This window comes from Glutamicibacter sp. MCAF14 (assembly GCF_052114325.1).
Classification (GTDB): Bacteria; Actinomycetota; Actinomycetes; order Actinomycetales; family Micrococcaceae; genus Glutamicibacter; species Glutamicibacter arilaitensis.
On sequence record NZ_JBFREO010000011.1, the window covers coordinates 1 to 26734 of the forward strand.

The 26734-nt window shown below is 60.2% G+C and carries 27 protein-coding genes; 10 read left to right on the plus strand and 17 right to left on the minus strand.

Features of this window, described 5'->3' with window-relative positions:
• A partial coding sequence (locus AB4Y71_RS16375) for an HU family DNA-binding protein (protein WP_441722058.1) occupies nt 1-206 on the minus strand: 206 nt, incomplete at its 3' end.
• Between the two features lie 175 nt (nt 207-381).
• On the minus strand, nt 382-1350 hold the full coding sequence (locus AB4Y71_RS16380) for an SDR family NAD(P)-dependent oxidoreductase (RefSeq protein WP_441722061.1): 969 nt from the start codon (nt 1348-1350) through the stop codon (nt 382-384).
• Nucleotides 1351-1454: 104 nt separating this feature from the next.
• Between AB4Y71_RS16380 and AB4Y71_RS16385 the strand changes: the two genes are divergently transcribed.
• Nucleotides 1455-2033 (plus strand): J-domain-containing protein, encoded by a 579-nt coding sequence (locus AB4Y71_RS16385; RefSeq protein WP_441722063.1) that lies wholly within the window; start codon nt 1455-1457, stop codon nt 2031-2033.
• Nucleotides 2034-2091: 58 nt separating this feature from the next.
• On the opposite strand, the gene rpsN is transcribed toward AB4Y71_RS16385, so the two are convergent.
• From rpsN to AB4Y71_RS16430, 9 genes are all read right to left on the minus strand, one after another.
• Nucleotides 2092-2397 carry a 30S ribosomal protein S14 gene (rpsN, locus tag AB4Y71_RS16390; RefSeq protein ID WP_013349909.1) on the minus strand — a complete coding sequence of 102 codons (306 nt, stop codon included), beginning with the start codon at nt 2395-2397 and terminating at the stop codon, nt 2092-2094.
• A 3-nt stretch (nt 2398-2400) separates the two neighbouring features.
• Nucleotides 2401-2571, minus strand: coding sequence for a 50S ribosomal protein L33 (gene rpmG, locus AB4Y71_RS16395; RefSeq protein WP_013349910.1), 171 nt, complete (start codon nt 2569-2571; stop codon nt 2401-2403).
• A gap of 2 nt (nt 2572-2573) precedes the next feature.
• A complete protein-coding gene (gene rpmB, locus AB4Y71_RS16400; RefSeq protein ID WP_013349911.1) occupies nt 2574-2810 on the minus strand; it encodes a 50S ribosomal protein L28 in 237 nt (78 codons plus the stop codon).
• Between the two features lie 328 nt (nt 2811-3138).
• Nucleotides 3139-3639 (minus strand): MarR family winged helix-turn-helix transcriptional regulator, encoded by a 501-nt coding sequence (locus AB4Y71_RS16405; RefSeq protein ID WP_134779599.1) that lies wholly within the window; start codon nt 3637-3639, stop codon nt 3139-3141.
• 374 nt (nt 3640-4013) lie between these two features.
• Complete coding sequence (locus AB4Y71_RS16410; protein ID WP_441722067.1) at nt 4014-4811, minus strand: ABC transporter permease; 798 nt, start codon at nt 4809-4811, stop codon at nt 4014-4016.
• A gap of 1 nt (nt 4812) precedes the next feature.
• On the minus strand, nt 4813-5736 hold the full coding sequence (locus tag AB4Y71_RS16415; protein WP_441722070.1) for an ABC transporter permease: 924 nt from the start codon (nt 5734-5736) through the stop codon (nt 4813-4815).
• Nucleotides 5733-6866 (minus strand): ABC transporter ATP-binding protein, encoded by a 1134-nt coding sequence (locus tag AB4Y71_RS16420; protein WP_441722073.1) that lies wholly within the window; start codon nt 6864-6866, stop codon nt 5733-5735. The genes AB4Y71_RS16415 and AB4Y71_RS16420 overlap by 4 nt, the downstream gene beginning before the upstream one ends.
• Nucleotides 6863-8086: an ABC transporter substrate-binding protein gene (locus tag AB4Y71_RS16425; protein ID WP_441722076.1), complete on the minus strand. Its 1224-nt coding sequence runs from the start codon at nt 8084-8086 to the stop codon at nt 6863-6865. The genes AB4Y71_RS16420 and AB4Y71_RS16425 overlap by 4 nt, the downstream gene beginning before the upstream one ends.
• A gap of 15 nt (nt 8087-8101) precedes the next feature.
• Nucleotides 8102-9331 (minus strand): ABC transporter substrate-binding protein, encoded by a 1230-nt coding sequence (locus AB4Y71_RS16430; RefSeq protein WP_134779598.1) that lies wholly within the window; start codon nt 9329-9331, stop codon nt 8102-8104.
• A gap of 215 nt (nt 9332-9546) precedes the next feature.
• Here AB4Y71_RS16430 and AB4Y71_RS16435 point away from each other — a divergent pair, with 215 nt between their 5' ends.
• The 3 genes from AB4Y71_RS16435 (at nt 9547) to AB4Y71_RS16445 (ending at nt 12606) form a co-directional block, all read left to right on the plus strand.
• The gene (locus AB4Y71_RS16435) at nt 9547-10014 is read left to right on the plus strand and encodes an Lrp/AsnC family transcriptional regulator (RefSeq protein WP_013349918.1); all 468 of its coding nucleotides are present in this window, start codon (nt 9547-9549) and stop codon (nt 10012-10014) included.
• Nucleotides 10011-11390 carry an aspartate aminotransferase family protein gene (locus tag AB4Y71_RS16440; RefSeq protein ID WP_441722081.1) on the plus strand — a complete coding sequence of 460 codons (1380 nt, stop codon included), beginning with the start codon at nt 10011-10013 and terminating at the stop codon, nt 11388-11390. Before AB4Y71_RS16435 ends, AB4Y71_RS16440 begins: the two co-directional genes overlap by 4 nt.
• A gap of 157 nt (nt 11391-11547) precedes the next feature.
• A complete protein-coding gene (locus AB4Y71_RS16445) occupies nt 11548-12606 on the plus strand; it encodes an ImmA/IrrE family metallo-endopeptidase (protein WP_134779596.1) in 1059 nt (352 codons plus the stop codon).
• 29 nt (nt 12607-12635) lie between these two features.
• On the opposite strand, the gene AB4Y71_RS16450 is transcribed toward AB4Y71_RS16445, so the two are convergent.
• Both AB4Y71_RS16450 and AB4Y71_RS16455 read right to left on the minus strand, forming a co-directional pair.
• On the minus strand, nt 12636-14288 hold the full coding sequence (locus AB4Y71_RS16450; protein WP_441722084.1) for an HNH endonuclease signature motif containing protein: 1653 nt from the start codon (nt 14286-14288) through the stop codon (nt 12636-12638).
• A 62-nt stretch (nt 14289-14350) separates the two neighbouring features.
• Entirely contained in the window at nt 14351-15865 is a 1515-nt protein-coding gene (locus AB4Y71_RS16455) for a PucR family transcriptional regulator (RefSeq protein WP_441722087.1), read from the minus strand.
• 120 nt (nt 15866-15985) lie between these two features.
• On the opposite strand from AB4Y71_RS16455, the gene AB4Y71_RS16460 reads away from it, so the two are divergent.
• The 5 genes from AB4Y71_RS16460 to AB4Y71_RS16480 all read left to right on the plus strand — a co-directional run bounded on the left by AB4Y71_RS16460 (nt 15986) and on the right by AB4Y71_RS16480 (nt 21310).
• Nucleotides 15986-17476: a CoA-acylating methylmalonate-semialdehyde dehydrogenase gene (locus AB4Y71_RS16460; RefSeq protein ID WP_441722090.1), complete on the plus strand. Its 1491-nt coding sequence runs from the start codon at nt 15986-15988 to the stop codon at nt 17474-17476.
• 4 nt (nt 17477-17480) lie between these two features.
• Nucleotides 17481-18848 (plus strand): aspartate aminotransferase family protein, encoded by a 1368-nt coding sequence (locus tag AB4Y71_RS16465; RefSeq protein ID WP_441722093.1) that lies wholly within the window; start codon nt 17481-17483, stop codon nt 18846-18848.
• Nucleotides 18849-18905: 57 nt separating this feature from the next.
• Nucleotides 18906-20264: an FAD-binding oxidoreductase gene (locus AB4Y71_RS16470; protein WP_441722096.1), complete on the plus strand. Its 1359-nt coding sequence runs from the start codon at nt 18906-18908 to the stop codon at nt 20262-20264.
• Nucleotides 20265-20302: 38 nt separating this feature from the next.
• A complete protein-coding gene (locus AB4Y71_RS16475) occupies nt 20303-20740 on the plus strand; it encodes a hypothetical protein (protein WP_441722099.1) in 438 nt (145 codons plus the stop codon).
• Nucleotides 20741-20833: 93 nt separating this feature from the next.
• Nucleotides 20834-21310: an HtaA domain-containing protein gene (locus AB4Y71_RS16480; RefSeq protein ID WP_013349927.1), complete on the plus strand. Its 477-nt coding sequence runs from the start codon at nt 20834-20836 to the stop codon at nt 21308-21310.
• Nucleotides 21311-21361: 51 nt separating this feature from the next.
• Here AB4Y71_RS16480 and AB4Y71_RS16485 read toward each other — a convergent pair whose 3' ends face one another.
• Both AB4Y71_RS16485 and AB4Y71_RS16490 read right to left on the minus strand, forming a co-directional pair.
• Entirely contained in the window at nt 21362-22237 is an 876-nt protein-coding gene (locus AB4Y71_RS16485; protein WP_441722102.1) for a hypothetical protein, read from the minus strand.
• A 148-nt stretch (nt 22238-22385) separates the two neighbouring features.
• A complete protein-coding gene (locus tag AB4Y71_RS16490; protein ID WP_441722105.1) occupies nt 22386-23207 on the minus strand; it encodes a shikimate 5-dehydrogenase in 822 nt (273 codons plus the stop codon).
• Between the two features lie 102 nt (nt 23208-23309).
• Between AB4Y71_RS16490 and arr the strand changes: the two genes are divergently transcribed.
• Entirely contained in the window at nt 23310-23720 is a 411-nt protein-coding gene (arr, locus tag AB4Y71_RS16495) for an NAD(+)--rifampin ADP-ribosyltransferase (protein WP_441722108.1), read from the plus strand.
• Nucleotides 23721-23795: 75 nt separating this feature from the next.
• Here arr and AB4Y71_RS16500 read toward each other — a convergent pair whose 3' ends face one another.
• Both AB4Y71_RS16500 and AB4Y71_RS16505 read right to left on the minus strand, forming a co-directional pair.
• A complete protein-coding gene (locus AB4Y71_RS16500; RefSeq protein ID WP_441722111.1) occupies nt 23796-25208 on the minus strand; it encodes an aldehyde dehydrogenase family protein in 1413 nt (470 codons plus the stop codon).
• A gap of 25 nt (nt 25209-25233) precedes the next feature.
• The gene (locus tag AB4Y71_RS16505) at nt 25234-26652 is read right to left on the minus strand and encodes an APC family permease (RefSeq protein ID WP_441722114.1); all 1419 of its coding nucleotides are present in this window, start codon (nt 26650-26652) and stop codon (nt 25234-25236) included.
• Between the last annotated feature and the right edge of the window lie 82 nt (nt 26653-26734).

The following is a 26734-nucleotide window of genomic DNA, read 5'->3' on the forward strand; positions in this document are numbered from 1 at the left end:
TCGCCGGTCTGTGGGTTGCGGCCGGTACGAGCTGCACGGTCGGTGCGCTCTACAGCCAACCAACCTGGGATCGAAACCTTTTCACCCTTGGAAATCTGGTCGACGAAAACCTCGAAGACTGCATCCAGAACACCGTTGACGGCAACCTGGGAGTTTTCGGTCTTCGCTGCAACAGCAGCAACAAGTTCGCTACGGTTCATAGCCAATGTATGGTCCTCCTGGACTAGTGATCCAAAGCCCGATGCCGGGCCCCGAACGCCGCACGGTCGCACGGTCTTATCAAGAGTTGAACTTACCAGCTGATGGTGACAAAAAGTGCATCGTCACGCGGATTTTGCTGACTTTTTAGGTTAATCCGGGGTGTCAAAATTCACCCGGGGCCTACAGGGCGAACGGATCCAGGCCCTCATTTGCCCGCACAAACAGCTGCCAGGCCTTGCTCTGAAGTTCCTTGCCCCTTGTCGCTTTCGCCGGTCTGGCCAGTGTGATTGCGCCCTTGGTGAGGTATTTGGGACCCAAGTAGCTGCCCCGCGGGGCGACATCAAGCTCCGGGGCCAGCGCCGCTTCCACCAACGCCACCGCACCTTCGTGTTTGCCCTGCGCGAAACTCGCCTGCAATTGGCCGGCCAACCGCTTGGAATACCCGGGTTCGTTGATCTGAGCGATCTGCGGGCTCAACCCGGAGACCGAGTATCCCGGGTGGATCGCCAGCGCTCGGCCGGGTAATTCCAGCTGGCGCAACCGGTGATCCAACGCGATGGTGAACGCCTGCACGATTGCTTTGGACTGCACATAGGCGCGGTAGGGATGGTAGTCGCGCTCCAGGGCCAGATTCTGCGGGTCGGTGCTGAGCATGCGAGTAGACATCGACCCCAGCCCGATGAATCTCAATGGCTGGCTGAAACGCTCGGCGAGTTCGCCAACCAGTCGGGCATGGCCGATGAAGTTAGTGCTCATGATCTGTTCATAGCCCAGCAGGCCTTGGTGGCGGATCTGCGGGGCGCGGATGATCCCTGCGTTGGCGATCAGCACATCCAGCGGCCGATGACGCAGCTCGGCGGCCAGCCCCATGGCTGATTCAATGCGTGCTGAGTCGTACTGCATGAATTCCAGGTCGGCGCCCGGTACCCGCAGCCGGATCTGTTCCATGGCGGCCTCGGCGCGGCTCTGATTGCGGCAGGCCAGGATTACCTTGGCACCAGCTTGGGCCAGGCCCAGGCTGGCGAAGAAGCCCAGTCCGCTGTTCGCGCCGGTCACTACGACCGTTTTGTCCTGCTCCAACTGCGCCCAACGCTGCCGATTCGCGTAAATGTCCGTTGCTGGTTTGGAATAGGGCATCGCTGGCTTCATGGTTTACACGCTACTACAGCGGCACCTTCCCGGCCGGACGTACTTGGCCAGAGCCGCCGGTGGCTGTCGTTGCCCGCCTGGCACCACGGTGGGATCATGGAGGGATGAGGCACAATGAGGATGCGGCACTGAATGCGGCTCGGTACCAGATGAAGCAGGAGCAAGAGCCGATGCCTGCCGATGAGTACGCGCAGGCAACCGGCATGGCTTCGGTGACCGAGCCGAAAACACCGTTGCAGATCTACGCTCAAGATGAGGCGTGGGAAGTGGCCAACTCCGTGCTCGATGAGGCGTTCGCTAAAGGCGACTTCGACAATTTGGCTCTGGCAGGCCAGAAGATCGATCACATCACCAACAATGATGATCCGGATTGGTGGCTGAAGTCGATGATGCGACGCGAGCAGCTGACCGGGCTTGGTCCCCCGGCACTGACGTTGCGGGTGGAAGATGAGCATATGGCCGAGGTCCTGGATCAGCTGCCGACCAGTGCTGCAGTGCGTGCGCATGTGGAAGATTTCAATGCCCGCATCAAGGAAGCGCGGCTTCAGCTGTTGGGCGGGCCGCCAGTGATTACACCCTTGCGTGATGCCAGCACCGAGGTGCTCGCCTGGCAGCAGCGCCGGGCCTCAACGCCTGGACCGGCACCGGATGCACCGAAGAAGAAGCGGTGGTGGCGGCGTTAAATGGCGAAGCCGCCCTCCCGAAGGAGGGCGGCTTGCTAAGTCAAAAGACTTGCAGGTCTTACCAGGAAGACTTGGTGATGCCCGGAAGCTCACCACGGTGTGCCATGTCGCGGAAGCGAACACGGGAGATACCGAACTTCTGGAAGGTACCGCGTGGGCGACCGTCGATTGCGTCGCGGTTGCGAACGCGGATCGGGGAAGCGTCGCGTGGAAGCTTCTGCAGGCCTACGCGTGCAGCTTCGCGAGCTTCGTCGGTTGCGTTTGGATCAACCAGGGTCTTCTTCAATTCGAGACGCTTTGCAGCGTAACGCTCGACAATGACCTTGCGCTGTTCGTTCTTTGCGATCTTGGACTTCTTGGCCATGTCTTAGCGCTCCTCTCGGAATTCAACGTGCTTGCGGACGACTGGGTCGTACTTCTTCATGACCATGCGGTCAGGATTGTTACGACGGTTCTTACGGGTTACGTAAGTGAAACCGGTGCCAGCGGTGGACTTCAGCTTGATGATCGGACGTACGTCCTTATCCTTCTTTGCCATTTTTAGAGCTTCACACCCTTCGCAATCAGGTCAGCAATAACAGCGTCGATACCGCGAGCATCGATTACCTTGATGCCTTTGACCGACAGGGTCAGGGTCACCTTACGGCGCAGGGAAGGCACGTAGTAGGTCTTCTTCTGGATGTTCGGATCGAAACGACGCTTGTTGCGACGGTGCGAGTGGGAGATGCTATGTCCGAAGGCCGGAGTAGTACCGGTTACCTGGCAAACAGCTGCCATGATCACTCCTCAGTTAGTTAGTAGTAAAATTCGGCGGTACTCGCGCACAGTGCCCATACCTAAATATCGACACCGCTTGATGCGTTATGAGTCCCGCCAACCAGTGAAACACCGTTAATACTGCACACTAGGAAGGTAACCAGGCTGGGTGAGAACCAACCGAAGAGCCTTAAAGTATGTAAGTCGGTGAACTTCGCAACCGGTCGAGCAATGTCCCCGTACTCAGTTGGCTACGATATTCGGTATTACGGGCAACGCGTAGTTGTTCGTCCGTTAGACGGCATAACAACACACGCGATTAACGCCTGATTAGCTTATCGAGAATTCCTCAGTGTTCCAAATTGGAGTTATCCGAATTCAGGATCCAATGATCCGCGTCAAGCGAGGTAGTAATTTTGCGTGCGATCCGGGTGAGATCGTTAACGTCCTTGTCATCGAGGGTATCGAAGAGAAGCCCGTGTACCGAAGCCACGTGATGCGGCGCCATCCGCTGCACAGCTTCCCAGCCAGCGTCCGTTAATGAGGCGATTTTCACACGCGCATCTTCGGCGGACTGCTCGCGTGCGACCCAGCCACGCTTCTCCAGCTTCTTCACCACGTGAGAGAGGCGGGACAGCGAGGCGCTGGTGCGTGATGCCAAAATGGTCATCGTCAACTGGCGATCCTTGGCTTCGGAGAGCATCGCCAGCATGTGGTAGTCAAACAGTGTGATGCCTTCCAGCCCCTGGAGGTCGGAATCCAAGGCAGCTGGAAGTAGTGTCATGACAGCATGTAGTCCAAGCCAGGCATCGCGTTCGGGCTGAGAAAGCCAAACTGGCTTATCACTCATGAAGTTTCCAATCATTTCAAGACCTGCATTCACAGGCCCGCAAGGTATCGACTCGTAGACCATATATTGTAGAGCTAAGTATTTGCTAGGCGCTGTGGCTCTCGCCTCGGTACCGGTATCCCTATTTTGTTGCGCAAATAGCGTTGACTACCCATGCATGTGATCGTTTCCGCAAGCGATGATCCCGCGGGTGCTCTGGAACAGCACGGACCCTCCGGGGATAATCCAGACAAGGCAAGCTTAATGCAGATGCTGCGACAGGCAGCTCCAAGATGCGAGCTAAGTAACGATCATGTTAGTGAATTTCTTTGTTTTTGACTAGCTTGGCGCCTCAAGGCAAGAGGTCCGCACGCAACCGTGCAGACCTCTTGCTCCTAGGAATTTTCTAGCTGTTTCTTCCTCCGATAGCTGATCACCTGGCCGATAACCACCACGAGCAACGCGATAATGAACATCGCCGAGCCAATGACATTGGCCTGGGCCGGGATGCCGCGGGTCGCTGCGACGTAGATAAACTTCGGGAAGGTCTGGAAGATACCGGAGTTGAAATTCGTGATGATGAAGTCATCGAAACTCATCGCGAACGACAACAGCGCCGCAGCCACAATGCCAGGCAGTAGCAGCGGGAAGGTGACCTTCCAGAAAGCCATCTTCGGTGAGGCGTAGAGATCGGCGGCTGCTTCTTCAAGCCGCGGATCCAGCGAGGAGACGCGTGCCCTGACGGTCACGATCACAAAGGACATGCAGAATACGATGTGGGCGATGACGATGGTGGTGTAGCCCAATTCCCAACCGAGGTTCAGGAACTGTGCCAGCAGCGATGCACCAAGCACCACTTCCGGGGTAGCCAACGGCAAGATGATCAGCACGTCGGTGATCTTGCGGAAGCGGAACTTGTAGCGCACCAGTCCAATGGCGATCAACGTGCCCAAGGCAGTAGCCACAATGGTGGCCACGGTGCCCACCTGCAGCGAATGCACCAGCGATTCGCAGACCGCCGGAGCCCCGCACGGGTTCTGCCAGTTATCCAGAGTGAAGCCGCGCCATTCCAAGTTGGTCCGGCCTGCATCGTTAAAGGAGAACACGAAGATGTACGCGATCGGGACCAACAGGTAAATGAAGGCCAGCCCGCCGACCACCGGGATGAACCAGCGTCCAATTTTCTGCTTCACGCTACATCAACTCCTCGGTGCCGAAGCGGCGGATATAAATCGTGACCAGGATCAGGATGGAAATCATCAGCACGAAGCTCAAGGCTGAGGCACCGGGGTAATCGATGACCTTGAAGAACCTGGAGTCGATGACCTGGCCGATCATGGTGGTATTGCGGTTATTGCCCAGCAGGGCCGCGTTGACGTAGTCGCCGGCAGCCGGGATAAAGGTCAGCAGGGTTCCGGCGAAGACACCGGGAGCGCTCATCGGCAGCGTGACCTTGAAGAACGAGGTCATCGGGCTGGCGTAAAGATCCCCGGAGGCTTCAAGCAGGCGGGTATCGAGCCGGCCTAGGTTCGCGTAGATCGGCAGCACCATGAACGGCAGGAAATTATAGGTCAAACCGGCGACCACCGCGAAAGGCGTGGCGGTCAGGTGCCCATCAGCCGGCAGGATCGCCAGGATTTTAAGGCTCTGGGCGATGAACCCCTCATCGGCCAGGATCTGCTTCCACGCCTGGGTACGCAAGATGAAGCTGGAGAAGAACGGGGCGATGAGCAGGACCAGCAAGATGCCCTGCAGCAGCGTCTTCTCGCGCAGCCGAACTGCCACCAGATAGGCCATCGGGAAACCGATCAGCAGGGCCAGGACCGTAGCGATCAGCGCGAACCCGAAGGAGCGGATCAGATCCGGCCAGTAGGCGGCCAGCACGGTGGCATAGTTGCTGATTTCGAAGCCGGGCACGAACTCGCCGATTTCGGCGCCTTCGGGCTTGACGTACAGGCTCATCGCCAGCAGCACTACCACAGGCAGGGCGAAGAACAGCGCGAGCACCAGCATGCCCGGGGCAATCAGGAAGATCCCGGTGCGGCCCTTGCGCCGCTCGGCCCGGATCTCCTCGGCGCTGCGCAGGTCGGTCAGGCCCTTCTTGGTCATCACCGTCATGACTGATCAACTCCGGCGTCCTCGTGCTCATTGCCGGCCAGCCCGAAGGAGTGCCGCGCATCCCAGGACAGGTAGACGTTGTCGCCTTCTTCGGCCGGCTGCTGCCCGCGGTTCTGCGAGAACGTGCCGATGGTGCCGATCCCGTCCACCTCGACCAGGTACTCGGTGGTGGTGCCGGTGAAGGACACGTCGATCACCGTGCCCGACAAGCGGTTCTCCCCCTCATAGCCTTCACGCGAGATCGAGATCTTCTCCGGACGTACTCCCAGCACCACTTCCCCGCTGTTCTGCACCGCCCGGTCCTCGGGAAGCAGGATGGTCTGGCCATTGACCAGCACGCTGAGCATTCCTGCGTTGTTCTGGGTCACCTTGCCCCGCATCAGGTTGGATTTGCCCAGGAAGTTCGCGACGAAGGCGGTTTTGGGCAGTTCGTAGAGCTCGCGCGGCGGGCCCATCTGCTCAATCTTCCCGCCGTTCATCACCGCGACCACGTCGGCCATGGTCATGGCCTCTTCCTGGTCGTGGGTAACGTGGATGAAGGTCAGTCCCACTTCGGTCTGGATGTTCTTCAGCTCCAGCTGCATCTGCCGGCGCAGCTTCATATCCAGCGCACCCAGCGGCTCATCGAGCAGCAATACCTGCGGCCGGTTGACCAGCGCGCGGGCCAGAGCCACGCGCTGCTGCTGTCCTCCGGAAAGCTGGATCGGCTTGCGGTTGGCCAGATGCCCCAGCTCCACCAGCTCCAACCCGGCCTTGGCCTTCTCCATGGCCTGCTTGTCCTTCTTGCGCTTCAGTCCAAAGGCCACATTTTCCAGCACGCTCATATGCGGGAACAGCGCGTAGGACTGGAATACCGTATTCACCGGACGCTGGTGGCTGGCCAGCCCGGTCACGTCCTGGCCGCCGATGGAGATGCTCCCCTCGCTGGGAGCTTCTAGGCCTGCGATCATCCGCAGTGTGGTCGATTTGCCACAGCCCGAAGGGCCGAGCAGTGCGAAGAAGGTGCCCGAAGGGACTACCAAATCCAGGTCCTTGACGGCCACGAAGCTGGCAAACCGCTTGGTGATGCCCGACAGGTTAAGGTCCGCTCCGGTAGTTGTCGTTTCGGTGCGCGATGCCAAGGTGGTCATACCCCAATCACTTCCTGGAACTGGTTCTGGAAATCTGTTTCTTCTTCCACCGACAATTCACGTTCGGTGGTTGCCCGCTTCAAGAAGTCCTGCGTCGGGAAGATCAGCGGGTCGCTGACCAGTTCCGGATCGATCTTCTCCATCTGTTCCTGCGCGCCATCCACCGGGCACAGGTAGTTCACGTAAGCGGCGACTTCGGCGGCCACATCGGGCTGGTAGTAGAAGTCCATGAGCCTCTCGGCGTTGGTCTTGTGCGTGGCACCCATCGGAACCATGAAGTTATCGCTCCACAGCAGTCCGCCCCGTTCAGGCAGTGCGAACTCCCATTTGTTCCCCTCTTCGAAGTTCAGCTGGGTGATGTCTCCGGAGTAGGCCAGGCCCGCGATCGCGTCCCCGGAAATCAGGTCCTGCTTATAGGAGTTGCCCTTGACCTGCCGGATCATCCCGTTCTCGATGTTCTTCTCCAGCACTTCCAAGGCGCTGGAGTATTCATCCTGGCCCCAGTTCCCGGCGATATCCACGCCCTGGTCAAGCAACAGCATCGGCATGGTGTCGCGCATTTCATCGAGCATCGTGATCCGGCCCTTGAGCGCTGGATCCCAGAGGTCCTCGACGTTTTCCAGGCCCTTGGGGAATACTTCCTTGTTCCACACCAGGCCGGTGTAGCCCGACTGCCAGGTCAGCGACTTCTTGCGTCCCGGATCGAAACGAACGTCCTGCAGCTGCGGCAAGAGGTTCTTGATATTCGGGATGTTTGCGTGGTTCAGGTCTTGCACGTAGCCCTGGCGGATAATGCGTTCGGCCATCCAGTCGGTGAGCACCATCAGGTCCTGGCCAATATCCTGGCCTGCAGAGAGCTGAGACTGCACCTTGCCGTAGTAGGAATCGTTGGAGTCGATATCCTCGACGTAGTTGGCCTCCAGCCCGCTTTCCTTCATGAAGCGCTGCAAGGTCGGGTACTTGCGTGTTTCATCGTCGTAATCCAAGTACAACGTCCAGTTGGCCCAGTTCACGATTTTTTCGGAATCCGAAAGGTCCTTCGCTGGGCTCAGCGCCGCGCTGGCTGCGGTGCCGGTGCTTTTGGTGCCGCAGGCCGAGAGCAGCCCGGCCAACGCCAGGCCCGCAGATCCGGCCAGTACCGATCGGCGTGATGCCTGGGCGGAGCCGATGCCGCGCAGCAGGCGCTGGCGTTGGTCATTGATGGCTCGCTGTCGAGTCATGTTTTTCCTTGCTTTCTATGCGCCGATTGCACTCTGGAATTCAGAGTTCAGCGTGGTTTCTTCATCCGCTTCCAGGGAGCGGAATACATGGGCCTTGGCCAGGTCCTCACCGGTCGGGAAAATCAGCGGGTTGCCGACCAGCTCCGGATCGATCTTTTCCATTTCTTCCTTGGCGCCTTCCACCGGGCAAATGAAGTTCACATAGGCTGCGACTTCGGCGGCCACGGCCGGGTCGTAGTAGAAGTCCATGAGCTTCTCGGCGTTGGTCTTGCGCGGGGATCCGACCGGAACCATCATGTTGTCGCTCCACAGGGTGCCGCCGGCCTCCGGGATGATGAATTCCCATTGGTCATCGTTCTCGAAGTTCATCTGCACGATGTCGCCGGACCAGACGATCCCGGCGATTGCATCGCCGGAGATGAAATCTTGCTTGTAGGAGTTGCCCTTGACCTGGCGGATCTGGCCGTTGTCGATGTTCTTGCGCAGCAGGTCGGTAGCTGCACCGAATTCGTTCTCGCCCCAGTCCCCGGCGATATCCACGCCGTTTTGCATCATCAGCAGGCCGATGGTGTCGCGCATTTCATCGAGCACGGTGATCCGGCCCTTGAGCGATGGATCCCACAGGTCCTCTACCGACTTCATGCCCTTCGGGAAGGCCTTCTTGTTCCAGGCGATGCCCGCGTAGCCGGACTGCCAGGTCAGCGAGTGCTTGCGTCCCGGGTCGAAGTCGACTTCCTGCAAGCTAGGCAGCAGGTTGGCCGAGTTCGGAATGTTCGCCAGGTTCAGCTCCTGGGTGTAGCCCTGGCGGATCAGGCGTCCGGCCATCCAGTCGGTGAGCGTGATGATGTCCTGGCCGATGTCCTGGCCTGCTTTGAGCTGGCCCTGCACCTTGCCGTAGTACGAGTCGTTGCCGTCGATGTCCTCGACGTAGTTCACCTTGATCCCGCTCTGCTTGGTGAAGGCATCCAGCGTTGGGTAGGTCTTCTTCTTTTCGTCGTAGTCCAGGTAAAGCGTCCAGTTGGCCCAGTTCACTGTGGGATCCGAAGAGGAGATGTCCTTGACAGCTTCGGCGCTCTTGGTGCCGCTGCTTGAACCTCCGGTGCCGCAGGCGGCGAGCAGTCCGGTCAGGCCTAGGGCACCGGCGGTGGAAAGCACCGAGCGGCGGGAGTAGCTGCGCTGTCCCATCGCCTGGACGAGGGCACGTACTTGCGGATCTTGCGGTAGTCGGCGTTGCGAGTGCGACATGGCTTCAGTCCTAACATCGAATGCAGTGTGATCGTCCACACATGAAAGTGTTGACGTTCATCCTGCCAGCAATGCACAGGTCCAACAAGACCTAGACGAAAGATTCCTTGTAAAAACTGCGTTACTAAAACTGAAATCTTTCAGAAATACCCCTTTCGCAACTGAATCAGTGAAGGTAGGGTCATTGGAAAGTCCCTTAGACCTAGGAGGTCGATATGACGTTGCCCCCGCACCCAGCGCAGGCCATTGATGAAATTTCCAAGGAGATCATCGAACAGCTGCAGGAAGACGGCCGCCGCTCATATGCGGCCATCGGCAAAGCAGTGGGCCTGAGCGAAGCTGCTGTGCGCCAGCGCGTGCAGAAGCTGGTCGAGAGCCGCGTTATGCAAATCGTCGCAGTCACCAATCCGCTGGAGTTGGGGTTCACCCGCCAAGCCATGATCGGCGTCGTCGCTGCCAATGACATCAGCGGCACCGCCGACCTGATCGCCGAATTGCCGGAGGTCGACTACTGCGTGGTCACCGCCGGCACCTCCGATATCCTCGCCGAGGTCATCTGCTCGAACGATGAAGACCTTTTGCGCGTGATCGGCACGATCCGTGGGATCGAAGGCGTGGTCAGCACCAACACGTACACCTACCTTTCACTCAAAAAACAGGAATACAACTGGGGAACACGATGAACACACCACGTGGTACCGATCGCCAGCAAGCCGCCCGCGATCACCTTTGGATGCACATGGCCCGGCACTCCGGGATCTCACAAGGCGGGCACGTGCCGATCATCTCGCGCGGCGAGGGACACAAGATCTACGACGATGCCGGACGCGAATACTTCGACGGGCTGGCAGGTCTATTCGTCGTCAATGCCGGACACGGACGTGCCGAACTAGCCGAAGTCATGGCCAAGCAGGCCGAAAAGCTGGCCTTCATGCCGCTATGGTCCTACGCCCACGAACCAGCCATCGACCTGGCCGAACGTCTGGCCAGCTACGCGCCGGGCGATTTGAACCGCGTCTTCTTCACCACCGGCGGTGGCGAAGCCGTGGAATCGGCCTTCAAGCTGGCAAAGCAGCACTTCAAGATGAAGGGCAAACCTGGCAAGACCAAGGTCATCTCCCGCGCACTGGCCTACCATGGCACCCCGCAGGGCGCACTGGCCATCACCTCGCTGCCGGATATGAAGACCCCGTTCGAGCCATTGGTCCCGGGCACCTTCCGCGTACCGAACACGAACTTCTATCGTGCGCCGGAAATGTTCGCCGATAACGAGAAGGACTTCGGGCTGTGGGCTGCTGAACGCATCCGCGAAGCCATCGAATTCGAAGGGGCCGATTCGGTAGCCGCAGTCTTCCTTGAGCCGGTGCAGAACTCGGGCGGCTGCTTCCCGCCGCCACCGGGCTACTTCGACCGGGTGCGCGAGATCTGCGATGAGTACGATGTACTGCTGGTCTCCGATGAGACCATTTGCGCATTCGGCCGCATCGGCTCGATGTTCGCCTGCAACGACTTCGGCTACGTGCCGGACATCATCACCTCAGCCAAGGCACTGACCAGCGGTTACGCCCCACTGGGCGTGATGGTCGTTTCCGATAAGCTCTTCGAGCCATTCACCAAGGGCGATAACACCTTCTATCACGGCTACACCTTTGGCGGGCATCCGGTCGCCGCGGCAGTGGCCATGGCCAACCTGGACATTTTCGAGCGTGAAGGGCTCAACGAAAACGTCAAGAACAACGCCGACGCGTTCAAGTCCACCCTGTCCAAGCTCACCGACCTGGACATCGTCGGCGATGTGCGCGGCGCCGGCTACTTTTACGGAATCGAGCTGGTCAAGGACAAGGCGACCAAGGAAACTTTCAACGACGCCGAATCCGAACGCCTGCTGCGCGACTACCTCTCCCCTGCACTATGGGAAGCGGGATTGTATTGCCGAGCCGACGACCGTGGCGACCCGGTCATTCAGTTGGCTCCGCCGATCACGATCGGACAGCCGGAGTTCGACCAGATCGAGTCGATTCTTCGAACTGTCTTGAAGGAAGCAGCTAATAAAATCTAGTCAGATCAGGGTTCGCAGGCATTGCCTGCGAACCCTTATCTCTAGTCAGAGGGTGTTACTTCACGAAACTGCACTCAATTGGTACTTTGTGGCACACACCACTAGTCTGAGGTCATTAGACGATTAAGATCGCCTTTTGGAAGATTGCAGGAACCTCATGACTTTGGAACCGACCAGAATCAGGTTGGCACGCGAACGTGCAGCGCTGAGCCGGTCCGCCTTGGCCGCCTCGCTGGGTATTTGCGAGCGCGAACTCGCTCATGCTCCCGAGGCTCTCTCCCTTGCCCTGGCCGAGGCGCTGGGCTGCGCACCGCAGTTCTTCCAGCTTCCAGCAACCCAGGCAATCGACACCGGACGAATCTTCTTCCGCTCCCCTCGACGCACCAGCACCGCGCAGAAGGTAGCCGCCGCCGCGCTGGGCCGCCACGGCGTGGAACTCTACAACTTGATTACCCAAACCTTCCGGCTCCCGCAGACCGAGGTCCCCGAGCTGTGTGGCTTCACCCCGGAAGATGCCGCCGCGCAGCTGCGCACCGAATGGGAGCTGGGCTGCGGCGCACTGCCCGATGTCCTGCACCTGCTCGAATCCCACGGGGTGCGGGTGCTGAGCCTTCCGGCCTCGCTGGAGGAGGTCAAGACCTTCAGCTTCTGGGAAGACGGCCAAGCATTTATCTTCCTGGCCTCCGGCAGCCGCAATGCACAGCGCCTGGCCCTGGCCCACGAACTGGGGCATCTGCTGATGCACTCCTCGCTGGGCGAGAACCGCGAACAGCTGGCGGTTGCCGAACGAGAAGCCGATGAATTCGCCGCCCGGCTGCTCTTGCCCGCACTGTCCTTGCAGGTACGGGTTTCCGATTCCCTGCAGATCCCGCAGCTGCTTTTGCTCGAAGAGCATTTTGGGGCGCCGGCCAAGGTAATCCTGGCTCATGCGCGCGCTTGCCAACTGTTGGGCGAGGACGCCTACCAATGGCTTTCGCAGGAGTTGGCCTTAGAGCCTCCAGCCGAGCACCAGCAACTGGTGTCCCGGGTGTTCTCCCTAGTCTTCCCTTCCCTGCAGCGCGATCATCGGGCCAGCACGGCGCGGATCGGACGCGAACTGGGGCTGACTGCCGAGCAGATCCACGAGCTGAGTTTCGGGCAGGCCTTCGTACTGCTTGAAGGGCAGAATCGATGCGATACCGGTGAAGCGGTACGCGGGCACCTACGCGCACTTTAGCGCAACGGTCGCAGCTTAATCGGCTGGGCTCAAGGCTCGACGATTTCCACTTCGATCAACCCTGCCCGCCATTGCCTGGTCGCTTCCTCCGCCAGTGTGTTTGCGGCAGATGCCTCATCCGGGGTCATGAAGTACGTATTGAAACGCAGCTTCTGCTCCGGATCGAGTTCCGGCGGCAGCAGCACCATCGGGCGACTGCCGGGCACCTTGACGGCGTGGAATAGCCCGCAGTGCCTGGCCGGGTGGTGGATCAGGCAGTTCAAGTCAGCGGATTTGATATCCGTGCGTCCGCCTTTCTCCCAAGGATCCAGATGGTCGATCTCGCACTGTTCGGCGGGCATGGAGCAGCCAGGATAGGAACAGCCGCGATAGGCTGCCCGGATGGCTCGGCCTTGGGCCTTGGAGAAGAACCGCTGGGTTCTGCCCAGATCCAGCGGCAGGCTCTTGGAATTGAGCACCAGTGGATAGATCCCGGCATTGCACAGCGCTGCCCTGGTTTCCCCCGGTGAGAGCGGTATTCCTGCAGAAGTCACCGCGAAGCTGCTGGCTTGCTGCTGCATCTTCTCCCAATTCAAGATGATGCTCACCTGTGCGCGCGCTAGGCCCGGTATTTCTTCTGGCTGGCTACCGGTGGGTTTGCGGTCGGTCATCAACAAGGCCATGAAACCCACCAACCGTCTTCGTTCGGGTTTCAAATCTTCCCACTGTCCAGGTTCTCCCTGGCCGGTGGCCCGATTTTCCTTGGAATCGGATAATTCCTGCTCGGAGTCTGCATCTTCCCCGGCCCATTCGGGTTTGGTTTCCCCATCGTCCCAATCACTGGCTTCTTGGCCGGTGAATTGAGCCTCGGCGTCTTTCAGGCCTTGGCGATTGCCTGCTGCCGTGGCCGGATTGCCCAGCCGGGTGAAGAAGGCTTGCACATAGGCGTCTTGGGAGGGCAAGACGCGCAGCAGGTATTCGACCAGCCCCTTGCGCATGCCGCGCTTGAAGATGCCGATTTCATCGAGCAGGGCCTTCATCGGACGTTGGCCTGATTTGATCTTGCTGATCAGGTCGTTGATGTGCTTGCGCGCCGTCTTGGGTTCCGCACGCAAGAATGCGGTGGCTTGGTCCTGCAGTTCCTGCTTCTTCGCTTCCCCCGCTGTGCCTTCGCCGAGGTCTTTGCGGGCGGAGTGCAGCTTGAGCGCTGTGGAAGCTACCAGTCGCGGGTCCAGATTCCGGACTTCGAATTCTTCGGCCAGTTCCGGCAGCCACGCGGCGATTGGTTGCCCGGCATCATCGACCCCGCCAATCAGGCAGTCGGCCTGCACCAAACGGGTTGAGGCGGTGCCCAAGGCGATGCCCAGCCAGTGCACCATCAGCCCTTTGGCGTCCTTGAAGTGGGTGCGTCCGGTGGTGGTGCGCCCTTCTGCCGCTTCCAGCTGCTCCATGGTGGGATCGAGGCCTGTCTCGGTGATGTTTTGCAGGCTGTCCTGGGTCAGCTTGTGGGCACCGGTGGCGCGCAGGGCGTGAGCGCAGTGGATTTGTTCGCGGGCGACGTCTTCGGAGACCGCTTCGATGAGCATCGCCTTGCAGGCGGCGTGGCCGGCCGGAATGTCCCCGGAGAGCCGCTGCAGAGCAGAAGCCATCAAGGCCTTGGCGTCGGCCAGGTCTTTCAGGGCTTGTGCGGTTTGGGTGCTCATGGAAAACATGATGCCTCGGAACCTGCCGGTGGCGGTGGCGCTTAGGATCGCATGTGGATAACTCAGCCGTGCATGCGATACCAGAGCAGCGCCACCTGCAGTGAGGCACGGGATTCGGCCGAATCCAGCTGCACGCCGAGTTTGGTTTCGAGCTTGGCCAGCCGGGCGTAGAGGGTCGGCCGGGAAAGGTACCCGGCCTTGGCAAGCGCGGATTTGTTCCCGCCGTGGGCCAGATAGAGTTCGAGCAGTTCCAGAGCCGGTTCGTCCACCGGGCTGAGCAGGCCGGAAAGTTCGGCCAGTGCGAAGGTGCGCATTTTCGGGTCGGCGCCCATGGCTGAGAGCACCCCGCGCAGGCGCAGGTCGGCGAAGCGGTAGTAGGGCTGGGCGCGGGTGGGCAGGTGCGGGACGATTTCCGCCACGTGCGCCGCTTCTTCCAGTCCGGCGATGCTGGCGGCCAGGGTGCCTTCGGTTCCGACGCCGATGGCTGCCGGGGCGCGCAGCTGCTCGGCCAGCCGTCGGGTGAAGCCTTGCAGCGTCCAGTCCACCAGTTCGCGGGCGCGCAGCGGCAGGATCAGTCCCAGGTATCCGGGTTTCAGCGAGCCGGCGAGGATGCCAAGGTGCAGGGTGTCGGCGAGCTGATCGAGCACGTCCAGCAGCGCACGGTCGGCCAGCTGGGTTTCGGTGGGGGTTCCGGAACCGGCCAGCGAAATGACCACCGGGACGTAGTAGGGTGCGGCGGCCAGGCCCAGCGCTTGGGTGCGGATGGCGATCTCCTTGGGCGTGTAGCTGTGCCCGGCCTGCAGTTCGTGCAGGGTGGAAGTGCGCGCCTGGTAGAGCAGTTCGCGCTGGTCGCGTCCGGAAAGCCGGGCGATGGTCAGCGCCTGGCCGGCGCGTTCCAGGACCAGTGCGGCGCGGTCATCGTCCTCCAGGGCTTCCGGGATCACCAGTCGGCCCCAGCGGCTGCGCACCGCACCGACCGGGGTCTGCAACCAGTTCTCTGCACCCGCGCGCCCGGTGTGTTCCAGGAAGCCGACGAATTTCGAGCGGTCGATCCAGTTTTCCAGTTCTGCACCGGATTCAGCGAGCACGTGGTGGCGCACGTCTTCGAGCACCACCGGGGCATCGAGCAGCTGGGCGGTGCGGGTGACGATTTGCGCTTCGTTCGCTTCGGTCAGCGAGAGCTCGGTGTAGATTTCGTGCACGCGCCGGGAGAACTGCAGGGCTTCGAGCTGCTGGGCCACCAGCTTCTGGTGGATGACCTCGGTGATGGACACGAAGCGGGTGGTGTTACGCAGGGCGATCACCGGGATGCCCAGATCGGCGACGTCCAGGGCCATTCCGGTGAGTTCTTCGATGATGACACCGACGGCGCCGGCATTACGCAGGGCGGTAATGAAGGCGCGGACATCGCTGACGTTGCGCAGGGTGGTGAGGATCAGCTCGCGCCCCAGCAGCAGGTCGATGTTCTCGGTGGATTCGGTGACGTGCACCCAGCGCAACTGTGCCTCCAGCCCGGTGCCGCAGAGGACCTGCGGGGCCGCGGCCTGGACTACTGGCAGCTGCAAAACCTCGTTCACTGTCAACATTTTTTACACTCCGTAATCGTCCGCGCTTAAATCATGACACAGTGATGGTGTTGCCGCTCACATTGATGACCCATGATGAATGCAAGAACCCAACTTCGAAAGGCCTGACCGATGACCGAAACCTTGCAGCACTGGATCAACAACGCCAACTACTCAGCCGACGACCGCAGCGGCAAGATCTACAACCCGGCCACAGGCGAGGTCTCTGGCCACGTGGCGCTGGCTTCCAAAGCCACCACCGAGCATGCCATCGCCGCCGCCGCGGCCGCCTTCCCGAAGTGGCGCGACACCTCGCTGGCCCGCCGCACCGCGATCATGTTCAACTTCCGCCAGCTGCTGGCCGAGCGCAAGGGCGAGCTGGCCGCGATCATCACCGCCGAGCACGGCAAGGTGCTGGACGACGCGCTGGGCGAAGTGGCCCGCGGCCTGGAGGTCGTCGAGCTGTGCTGCAACGCTCCGTACCTGCTCAAAGGCGAGTTCTCGCAGAACGCTTCCACCGGCATCGATGTGCAGTCCATGCGCCAGCCGGTCGGCGTTTCGGCGATCATCTCCCCCTTCAACTTCCCGGCCATGGTGCCGCTGTGGTTCTTCCCGGTAGCCATCGCTTCGGGCAACGCGGTAGTGCTCAAGCCATCGGAGAAGGACCCATCGGCCGCCAACTGGCTGGCAGAGCTCTTCGCCGAGGCCGGCCTGCCCGAGGGCGTGCTGAACGTGGTGCACGGAGATAAGGAATCGGTGGACACCCTGCTGACCGATGCCCGGGTGAACTCGGTATCCTTCGTCGGTTCCACCCCGATCGCCCAGTACGTCTACTCCACCGGCACCGCGCACAACAAGCGCGTGCAGGCCTTCGGCGGAGCGAAGAACCACATGCTGGTGCTGCCCGACGCGGACCTGGATTTGGCAGCCGACATGGCGGTCAATGCCGGATTCGGTGCGGCCGGCGAGCGCTGCATGGCGATCTCCGTGGTCGTCGCGATCGACACCATCGCCGATGAGCTGGTGGCCAAGATCGCCGAACGTGCCATGACCCTGCGCGTGGGCGATGGCACCCGCGGCTGCGACATGGGCCCGCTGATCACCGGCGAGCACAAGGCCAAGGTGGCCGGCTACATCGAGGCCGGCATCGACGCCGGCGCCGAGCTGGTCCTCGATGGGCGTACCGGCACCGTGGATGCCGAGGGCGAAGGCTTCTTCCTGCATCCGACGATGTTCGACCGCGTGGGCACGGACATGTCCATCTACACCGAGGAGATCTTCGGTCCGGTGCTTTCGGTGGTCCGCGTGGACACCTTCAACGAGGGCATCGATTTGATCAACTCTTCGCCGTACGGCAATGGCACCGCGATCTTCACCAACGACGGCGGCGCGGCCCGCCGCTTCGAAGACGAGATCCAGGTGGGCATGGTCGGGGTGAACGTGCCGATTCCGGTACCGGTGGGCTACCACTCCTTCGGCGGCTGGAAGGCCTCGCTGTTCGGCGACCAGCACGCCTACGGACCGGAGGGCTTCAAGTTCTTCACCCGCAACAAGGTGATTACCAAGCGCTGGCTGGATCCAAGCCACGGCGGCATCAACCTCGGCTTCCCGCAGAACGACTAGGACCATGAGCGAGCAAATGACTGAAGAAATCACCGGCGAGCAGATCGCCGCCGGGAAGCGCGCCTACGAGCTGGACCGCGAACACGTCTTCCACTCCTGGCAGGCCCAGGGCCCCTTCACCCCGATGACGGTGCTCAAGGCCGAGGGCTCCTATGTGTGGGATGGCGAAGGGCGCAAGCTCATTGACCTCTCCAGCCAGCTGGTGAACACGAACATCGGCCACCAGCACCCCAAGGTAATCGCGGCCATCCAGGAACAGGCCGGCAAGCTGGCCACCATCGCCCCGCAGCATGTCAACGACGCGCGCTCGGAAGCAGCGCGCCTGGTTGCCAAGCACACCCCCGGTGAGCTGAACAAGATCTTCTTCACCAATGGCGGAGCGGATGCAGTGGAGCACGCGGTGCGCATGGCGCGGCTGCATACCGGCAAGCACAAGGTGCTTTCGGCGTACCGTTCCTACCATGGCGGCACGCACCTGGCGGTGAACATCACCGGGGATCCGCGACGCTTCGCCTCGGATCATGCAACCGACGGGGTGGTGCATTTCTTCCCGGCCTACCCGTACCGCTCCTACTTCAATTCAACGACTCCCGAAGAGGAGACGCAACGGGCGCTCAAGCACCTGGAAGACACGATTCTGCTTCAGGGGCCGGGCACCATTGCCGCGCTCATCCTGGAATCCATTCCGGGCACGGCCGGGATCTACCTGCCGCCTCCGGGCTACCTTGAAGGGGTGCGCGAGCTGACTAAGAAGCACGGCATCGTGTACATCGCCGATGAGGTGATGGCCGGCTTCGGGCGCAGCGGTAAGTGGTTCGCGGTGGATCATGCCGGCGTGGTTCCGGATCTGCTGACCTTCGCCAAGGGCGTGAACTCCGGCTACGTGCCTTTGGGCGGCGTGGCGATCAGTCCGGAAATCTTCGAGACCTTCCGCGAGCGGGTCTACCCGGGCGGTCTGACCTATTCTGGCCATCCGCTGGCGTGCGCGGCGGCGGTAGCCACCATCACCGCGATGGAAGAAGAAGGCATGGTGGAGAACGCCAAGCGGTTGGGCGAGGAGATCATCGGGCCGCGCCTGGCGCAGTTCGCGGCCGAGCACCCATCGGTGGGAGAGGTGCGCGGCACCGGGGTGTTCTGGGCGATCGAGCTGGTGAAGAACCGGGACACTCGTGAGCCGCTGGCTGCCTATGGCGGCAGCAGCCCACAAATGAACCAGGTGGTTTCCGCGGCGAAGTCCGCAGGGCTTTTGCCTTTCGCCAACTTCAACCGGCTGCATGTGGTGCCTGCAATGAATATCGAGGACGACGTGCTGATCGAAGCACTGGATCGCCTTGAGCAGGCACTGGCCGTGGCCGACACGTTCGTTCAATAATCCCCTACTGGCAGGACAGCACCGCTGTCCTGCCAGTTCTCCTAATAGGAGTCCACCGTGAATGCAGCCGCCACCCACGCCGTACTCAGCGCCCACCCGCGTGCCTCGCTCGATGAGGCCGAGCGCCAAACAGCCAGTATTGACCGCTCCGGCTATGTGCCCCCGAGCTTCGCCGACGGGGTGATCTTTGCCCAGAGCATCGATGACGTGGTGCTGGCGATGAAGTTGGCCCATGAGCATGGGGCGGTGATCGTGCCGCGCGGAGCCGGCACCGGGCTGGCGGCAGGTTCCAGCGCGCAGGCCGGGCAGATCGTGCTGGACATGTCCCGGATGGACAAGATCCTGCACATTGATCCGGTAGAAGCCACCGCTCTGGTGCAGCCCGGGGTGATCAACGCGGCGGTGAACCAGGCTGCCGGGGAGCATGGGCTGTTCTACGCCCCGGATCCTGCCAGTACCGCGATCTGCTCCATCGGCGGCAATATTGCCACGAACGCCGGGGGCATGTGGTGCGCCAAATACGGGGTGACCCGTGAGTCGGTACTCAGCTTGCTAGTGGTCTTGCCCGATGGGCAGCTGCTGCGCACCGGTCGGCGGACCATCAAGGGCGTGGCCGGCTATGACATGAATGCGCTGATGATCGGCTCGGAAGGCACCTTGGGCATTGTGGTCGAAGCGCTGCTGCGCTTGCGCCCCAAGCCCAAGCACACCGCCACCTTGGTCGCCTACTTCCCCGATGAGGATACTGCTGCGCAGGCCGCTTCGGCGGTGATCGCCCAACGGCTGACTCCTTCGGTGCTGGAGCTGATGTGCGGCAAGACCTTGAAGGCCGTTGATGCCGCCCTGGGTACCGAGCATGAATCACGTGGCGGCGCCTTGCTGCTGGCGCAGACCGACGGCTATGGGGCACAGCTGGAAATGCAGGCGCTGCGCGATGCGATCGATCCGCTGGCCGGGCGCATCGAACTGGCCAAGGATGCCCAAGAAGCCGAGGCGCTGATCGAAGCCCGGCGCCAGGCCATCCCGAGCATGGAGAAGCTGGGAACCGCGTCGATCTGCGATATCGGGGTGCCGCGCAATCGGCTGGCCGAAGCTTTCGCTGGCCTGCACCGTATTCAAGATGAACGCGGAGTCTCGATCTTCACCATCGCCCATGCGGCCGATGGCAACCTGCATCCGATCATCGTGGTGCCCGAGGGCCAATCCATTACTACCGGTGCACCCAAGGCCGCATTGGGAGACATGTTCTACCTAGCTCAGTCCTTGGGCGGCACGCTCACCGGCGAGCATGGCATCGGTTTGCTCAAGCAGGATTGGATGGCAGAGGAACTGGGTGAGACCTCGCTGGACCTGCAACGACGGGTTCGCGCGGTCTTCGACCCGCAAGGCATCCTCAACCCCGGAAAAGCGATCTAAATCTAGAAGTTCGCCACTGACTTGGGTAGGGTAAATACATGGATGAGTATCTACCGGTGGCGTTCGGCCTGCCGCTCATGGCGGTGGCAACTTCTGTGGTCTTCCTGCTGATCGGGTTGGCACTGCTGCCCCACGCCCTGTTTCGCCGCAGAAGCTTCTCACGCTTGCGTGACGGGGAACAGACCTACGCCCGGCGTGCATCCATTCGTACCGAGTTCATTGTCGCGGCAGCTGCCGGGGTCATTACGGCCGTCTTCCTGGCCGTGGGAATCACCGGCTATAACAACGCGATGAGCAACCTCGGAGCGAACGTCCACAAGGCGTACAGCCCTGCCGAGCTGGACATCAAGTATTGGAATGGTTCATGGGCCACCGCTGATGTCACCTTTGCGGATGGCACGACCTACAAGGATGCCCAAATCTCCATGCAGGCGGCTTATCGTCCATTTATTGAGCAAAAGATGACGATGGATTAGCTGTCAGAGAACGTACAGCCCCTGCTCTAACGCCTATATGAAATACTGACCACAGAGTATTCTTACACCGATATCCTGTGGAGGGAAAAGATCATGACCGGAAATGGTGCGCCAGCAGGCGATCCGTTCCAGCCGCACCTCGAGTGGGGTCTGAAATCCTCGTTCGTAGGCTACATTTCTTCCCTTGCCGACGGACGCATTGAAGCTTCCAACGGGGTCTGGCAGGTAGGTAATGCTCTGGCGTTCCCTGTCTCCCCCGCGGTTGAGGTTCCCGAGAACGAAATCTGGTTCAACGGTCGTGTTTCCTTCTCCGGCCATGGCGGCATGATGAAGCTGAACCTGATTGAGCCGCGCATCGTGAACCATGATGAGACCATCACCTTGACCATTGACGAAGCAGGCGAGCGCATTGCCATCGCCGAGCTCACCGAAACCAGTGTTTCGAACGCTTTTGGCTTGGTCAAGACCCGCTTCGCAGCGGTACTTACCGAAGCAGGATCGAAGCTCTTCAACGGCCAGTACCCTGCTGGTCAGCAGATGGAAGAAGTTGAGGTCGTGCTGCGCGGCTAGCAGCTGGTTTGCACCAAGGCTCGGCACGGAAGTGCCGGGCCTTTGGCGTACTCAGTTAAGCTGGTTGTGTTCCAGCGTCCGCAGATAAGCAAGGCCGGGGTGCCTTTCCAGCCCTTGCGGCCCCCGCACCGCCCAGATTGCTGTGACGGCAGCATATAGCCCGCCAGTACCTCCGAGCATCAGTGGCTCCGTTGATGGAAATTGCAAAATCATCGTACCGGTTGCACTGTCAACGTCCATGCTGGTCGCTGCCAGGTAATCGAAGCTCACCCATGCTCCATCTTGGCGGCGGCATATGACCCGTTGATTGGTGATCACAGCGAGCACCAGTTGCTGTTCACGCCATTGTTCTTTCGCCATGGCTTCAGCTTGGGAGCGGCGGGCCTTGTTTCCCAATGCCATGGCCAGCACTCCGGCTGCCACCAGCGTGGGATGGCCCATCAAGAATCCCGAGCTGTGCATGTAGCTGACATCGGAACCATAGAACCGCGCATAGTTGGCATTCGCTGTGCAGATGGCCTGTTCGTTGTTTCGCAGTACCACTTCCCATGGAGGGTTCTGTGTTCGCAAATTTCCTTCAAAAAGATCCCGCGCCAGCTCAGCAGCGGCGGCCTGGGCACGTGCCAGTTCGGCCCGCTCTTGCATGATCATCTTTTCGGCTTTGGTAAAGCGTCCCCTGGACCTCATGAATGCTCGCCAGGTAAGACGCATCTTTCCAAACGAGGTCAGCAAGAAGACAAAGCCGGCACAGAAAATAACGAACGAACCGAATACCAGCCCCAGCAGTGACTTATCGGCAATTTTGTCCGTCTGCGACAGCGCGAGGAGAATCAGCCTTCCGCTGGCAAGTAAGAGAACGACAGCCAGGGTCAGACGGATAATCCACGGTGCATGGCGTTGCCAAGCCGAATGGTTGTCGTATTCCATTTCCTTGAGCGCTGTCATTCTGCCCCGCAAACTGCCCATCCTCTTTGTAGCTTGTTCATCTGCTCAGGTGATTTGAATAGGTTTATTGGTGGTGTCTAGGAGTTCTACTGAAACAACACGCTCTGTTGCACGAGCAGTCATCATTGTTTCAAGACTCTAGCTGGCGGGAGAATTCTGAGGCACGCAATACCTGCTCTTCACTTAGTGAATGGCCGGTGTACTTCTGAAACTGCGCCGCGGCCTGCAGGGCGATGACTTCTGCCCCGGTTATGATCTGCTTGCCAGCACTGCGTGCTTTGCAGATCAAGGGCGTTTCACTCGGGAAAGCCACCACGTCGAAGACGGTTCGTGCGGCATCAATCTGCTGAGTACTAAACGCGAGCTCCTCAGACTGCGCCCCGTCCATGCCAAGCGGCGTGACGTTCACAAGAATCTCGTGTCCTGGAGCCGGGTCAGCACCGGTAAATCGGTAACCGTATTTATCAGCTAAGGCTTGGCCGGAAACTTCGTTGCGTGCCAGCACTGTCAGGTCGTTGAATCCGGCTTCGCGGAAGGCGGCTACGACGGCCTTGGCCATTCCTCCGGAGCCTCGGACAAGTACGGTGCTTGCAGGATCGAGTTGATGGCGTTCGATGAGCCTGGCGATCGCTTCAAAATCGGTGTTTGACGCGACTAATCGCCCATTGGTGTTCACGATGGTGTTGACCGAATCGATGGCTTTCGCGGAGGCTTCGATCTCATCGACCATTGCCATGACGTCTTCTTTGAAAGGCATGGACACGGAGCAGCCACGGATGCCTAAGGCACGGACCCCGGCAATGGCGCCGGCCAGGTCATCGGTGGAGAAGGCCTTGTAGATGAAGTTCAGGCCGAGTTCTTCATAGAGATAGTTATGGAAGCGAGTACCGATATTTGACGGTCGACCCGATAACGAAATGCATAGGGTCATGTCCTTGTTCAAAATAGGCACGCGTTGCTCTCCCGCCGTAGTCATTGGTTCGCTACTCAATATACGCGGGTTGCACTTACCGGTGCTTTCGCGAATCCAGGTCGGCGATTATCCTCTTGGGGTATGAACAATGAACTTGATAGCGGTCCGTTCTACCACGGCACCAAGGCCGCATTGCAGCCAGGAGATCTGCTGTCGGCCGGTTTCCCTTCGAATTACCGCCCGCAAATCATCATGAATCACGTGTATTTCACCGCCTTGGTCGACGGCGCCGGCTTGGCGGCTGAAATCGCCGCGCTGGACGGTACTCCGCATGTCTATGAGGTGGAGCCAACGGGTCCCTTTGAAAACGATCCCAATGTGACCGATAAGAAGTTCCCGGGCAATCCGACGCGTTCCTATCGCACTACGGCACCGGTACGGGTCATTCGCGAAGTCCATGAGTGGACCCGGCTGAGCGCCGAAGCATTGCAGGAATGGCGCGAAAGGATCGCACAGCTCACCGAGGATCCAAGCGCTGAAATCATTAACTAGGGCAAAGGCAACGACCGGTGTCCGATGCTCCCACCAGCATCGGACACCGGCCGCTTTTCCAGTGTTTGCCCCTGATCAGCCCTTGATAATCTGAGGCTGGGCCAGCGCCTTCAATCCGTCGAGGCCGAATTCCAGACCATATCCGGACTGCTTCGCTCCACCAAATGGGATACGGGGGTCAATGGTGCCATGGGAGTTGATCCATACGGTGCCAGCCTGGATCTGTGCGGCAACTCCAAGGGCCTTCTCGCGGTTGCTGCTCCAGACCGACGCGCCGAGTCCTACTTCCAAGGCATTGGCGTGCCTAATCGCTTCGGCGCTGTCTTTGACCTTGATGATCGGCAGGGCTGGACCGAACTGTTCCTCGGTGACCAGCCGGTTGCCCGGGTCGATGTCTGCGATCAGCGTGGTTGGGTAGAAGTAGCCGGTGGCGTTCTTTTCTGGGTTGGCACCCAGCAGGACCTTGGCGCCGGAGGCTACCGCATCATTGACGAGGTCAGCCACGATATCGTACTGGGCCTTGTTCTGCAGCGGACCGAGCACGTTGTTCTCATCCAGCCCGGGACCCATTGGCATCGCCTTGGCTACGGCGGTTAGCGCTTCGCAGACTGCGTCATAGATGGATTCGGGGACGTAGAGGCGCTTGAGTGCCGCACAGGTCTGGCCAGTGTTGATGAACGCTCCCCAGAAGAGGTCCTCAGCGATGGCCTGCGGGTCGGCATCTTCCAGCACGATGCCCGCGTCATTGCCGCCCAGTTCCATGGTCAATCGCTTGACAGTGTCGGCCGAAGAACGGATGATCGCCTTACCGGTACGGGTGGAGCCGGTGAACATGATCTTGGCGATGTCCGGATGCGAGGACAGCTTTTCTCCCACTTCGCGGCCACCGGCCACAATCTTCAGGACGTCGGCGGGCAGTACTTCATTTAATACATGAGCCAGTGCCAGGACCGAGAGCGGGGTGTATTCGCTGGGCTTCATCACTACGGTGTTGCCCATGCGCAGGCTCGGGGCCAGCTGCCAGATGGAAATCATCATCGGCCAGTTCCACGGGCCGATGGCACCGACCACACCCAGGGCGCGGTAGTGCTTGGCGGCATAGGTTTCGCCATCGTCCACGACGACTTCTGGATCAACCTCGTAAGCGGTCGCTGCACGCAGCCAGGCAGCCGCGCCTCCGACCTCGAAGCGCGCATTCGGCCCGTTCAACGGCTTTCCCTGCTCGCGGGAAAGCAGCTCAGCCAGCGCCTCGGCGTTGGCCTCGATTTGGTCAGCGGCGGCATTGAGCAGGCGCTTGCGTTCGGCATGCCCCAAGGCATCCCAAGCAGGCTGCGCGGCCTTCGCTGCGGCGACTGCAGCATCAAGATCCGCTGCATTTTGCTCGGCTACACGGCCAACCAGTTCCCCGGTTGCTGGATCGAGAATTTCGGTGCCACCGTTTGCTGGCTGGATTGCTTCCAGCAGTTCTTGGGCATTTGCGTAAGCCATCTTTGAGCTCCTTTGTACTGAAGTGTTATCCGACGGGAAGTTTGTTAGCTTTCGGCGCTTTTCGCGCAGAGGACCCGATAACCAGGGCCAGCACCCAGGCGATGAGGCCCGGGAGAATCACGATGCCTTGCAGGACATAACCGAGCATGCCCGGTTCTTCCATGCCAAGCAAGATCTCGAAGTTGATGATGATTTGCATGAAGACATATGCCAGCGCAATGCCGGCGATCAACGGTGCGATCACTCGGGTGATGACTGAATCGGAGGTGCGGTTTCGCTTGAAGTATCCGATGACAGCAAACGAGGTCAAGGACATGAGCAGCACCAAGCCATAGGCAGCAAAGTTTGTCATCCAAGTGAACATCGTAAACACAACATACATTGGGTCTTTGCCGTGGGAGATGACAGCGAATATCAAGATCACGAGCAAGCCCAAGGTTGACTGTGCCAACGACCCAGCAACGGGTGCGTGGGTGGTGCGCGAGGTGGTGGATAGGAACTTTGGCAGTGCCCCGCCTCGGCCCATGGCGTAGAAGTATCGGGCGATGACGTTATGGAAAGCCAGCAACGCAGCGAAAAGACTGGTGATGAACAGGATATTAGCCAGGTCCACGAACCACAGCGGGGCATGGGCACCGAAGAAAGCGAAGATCAGGTCCGGACCTAGTTCTACAGAAGCGCCAATGACATTCGAAGCACCTTCTCCGACGGCTACGGCAAAGGCCGAGAATGCGTAGAAGCAGGCGATGATCACCACGGCAATCATCGTGGCACGACGAGCGGTGCGCTTCGGATCCTTCACTTCCTCGTTGTAAATGGTGCCTGATTCAAACCCCATGAAAGCAGCAATGGTGAAGGCCATAACCGCGCCCATTCCCGGGGCCACCGCATCAGCGAGGTTGAAGGATGTTGCCGGCTCAGGTGCTTCGGGAGCCACTGCGAAGGCCATGATGTTGTAGATGATCACTATGAGGAATTCAGCGGCGACGACGATGCCCAAGACCTTGACCGAGAAGTCGACACGGTTCATGCCGAGGAATCCGACTACTGCCCACGCGGCCAAGGCCATAACCCACCACGGGATGGCGGTGCCAAAGGAGGCATTCGCGAAAGATGAGGCGGCGAAACCGAACAAGCCGTAGATACCGATCTGCATCAGGTTGTAGCTGACCAAGGCGATCATGGCAGCGCCCACGCCTAGCGCACGGCCTAGCCCCTGGGCTACATAGGCGTAGAACGCTCCGGCATTGGGAATGTAGCGGCTCATAGCGGTGTAGCCGATGCTGAAGATCAACAGAATGGCACCAATGATCAGGAAGGAGGCCATGCCAGTCACTGCGTAGTTGGTAGTCACGCCTCCAGCTACAGCCGTCAGCGGAGCGCTTGCGGCAATGATCATCACGACCAAGGCCGGCACGGTGAGTGTGCGTTGTTCGAGTCCCATTCGTTCTCCCCTTAGGTGAGTGTTCCGATATCAGGATCTCGTGAAGCCGGATTTTTTCCTTGGCCTTGCGTGCAGGAGAATT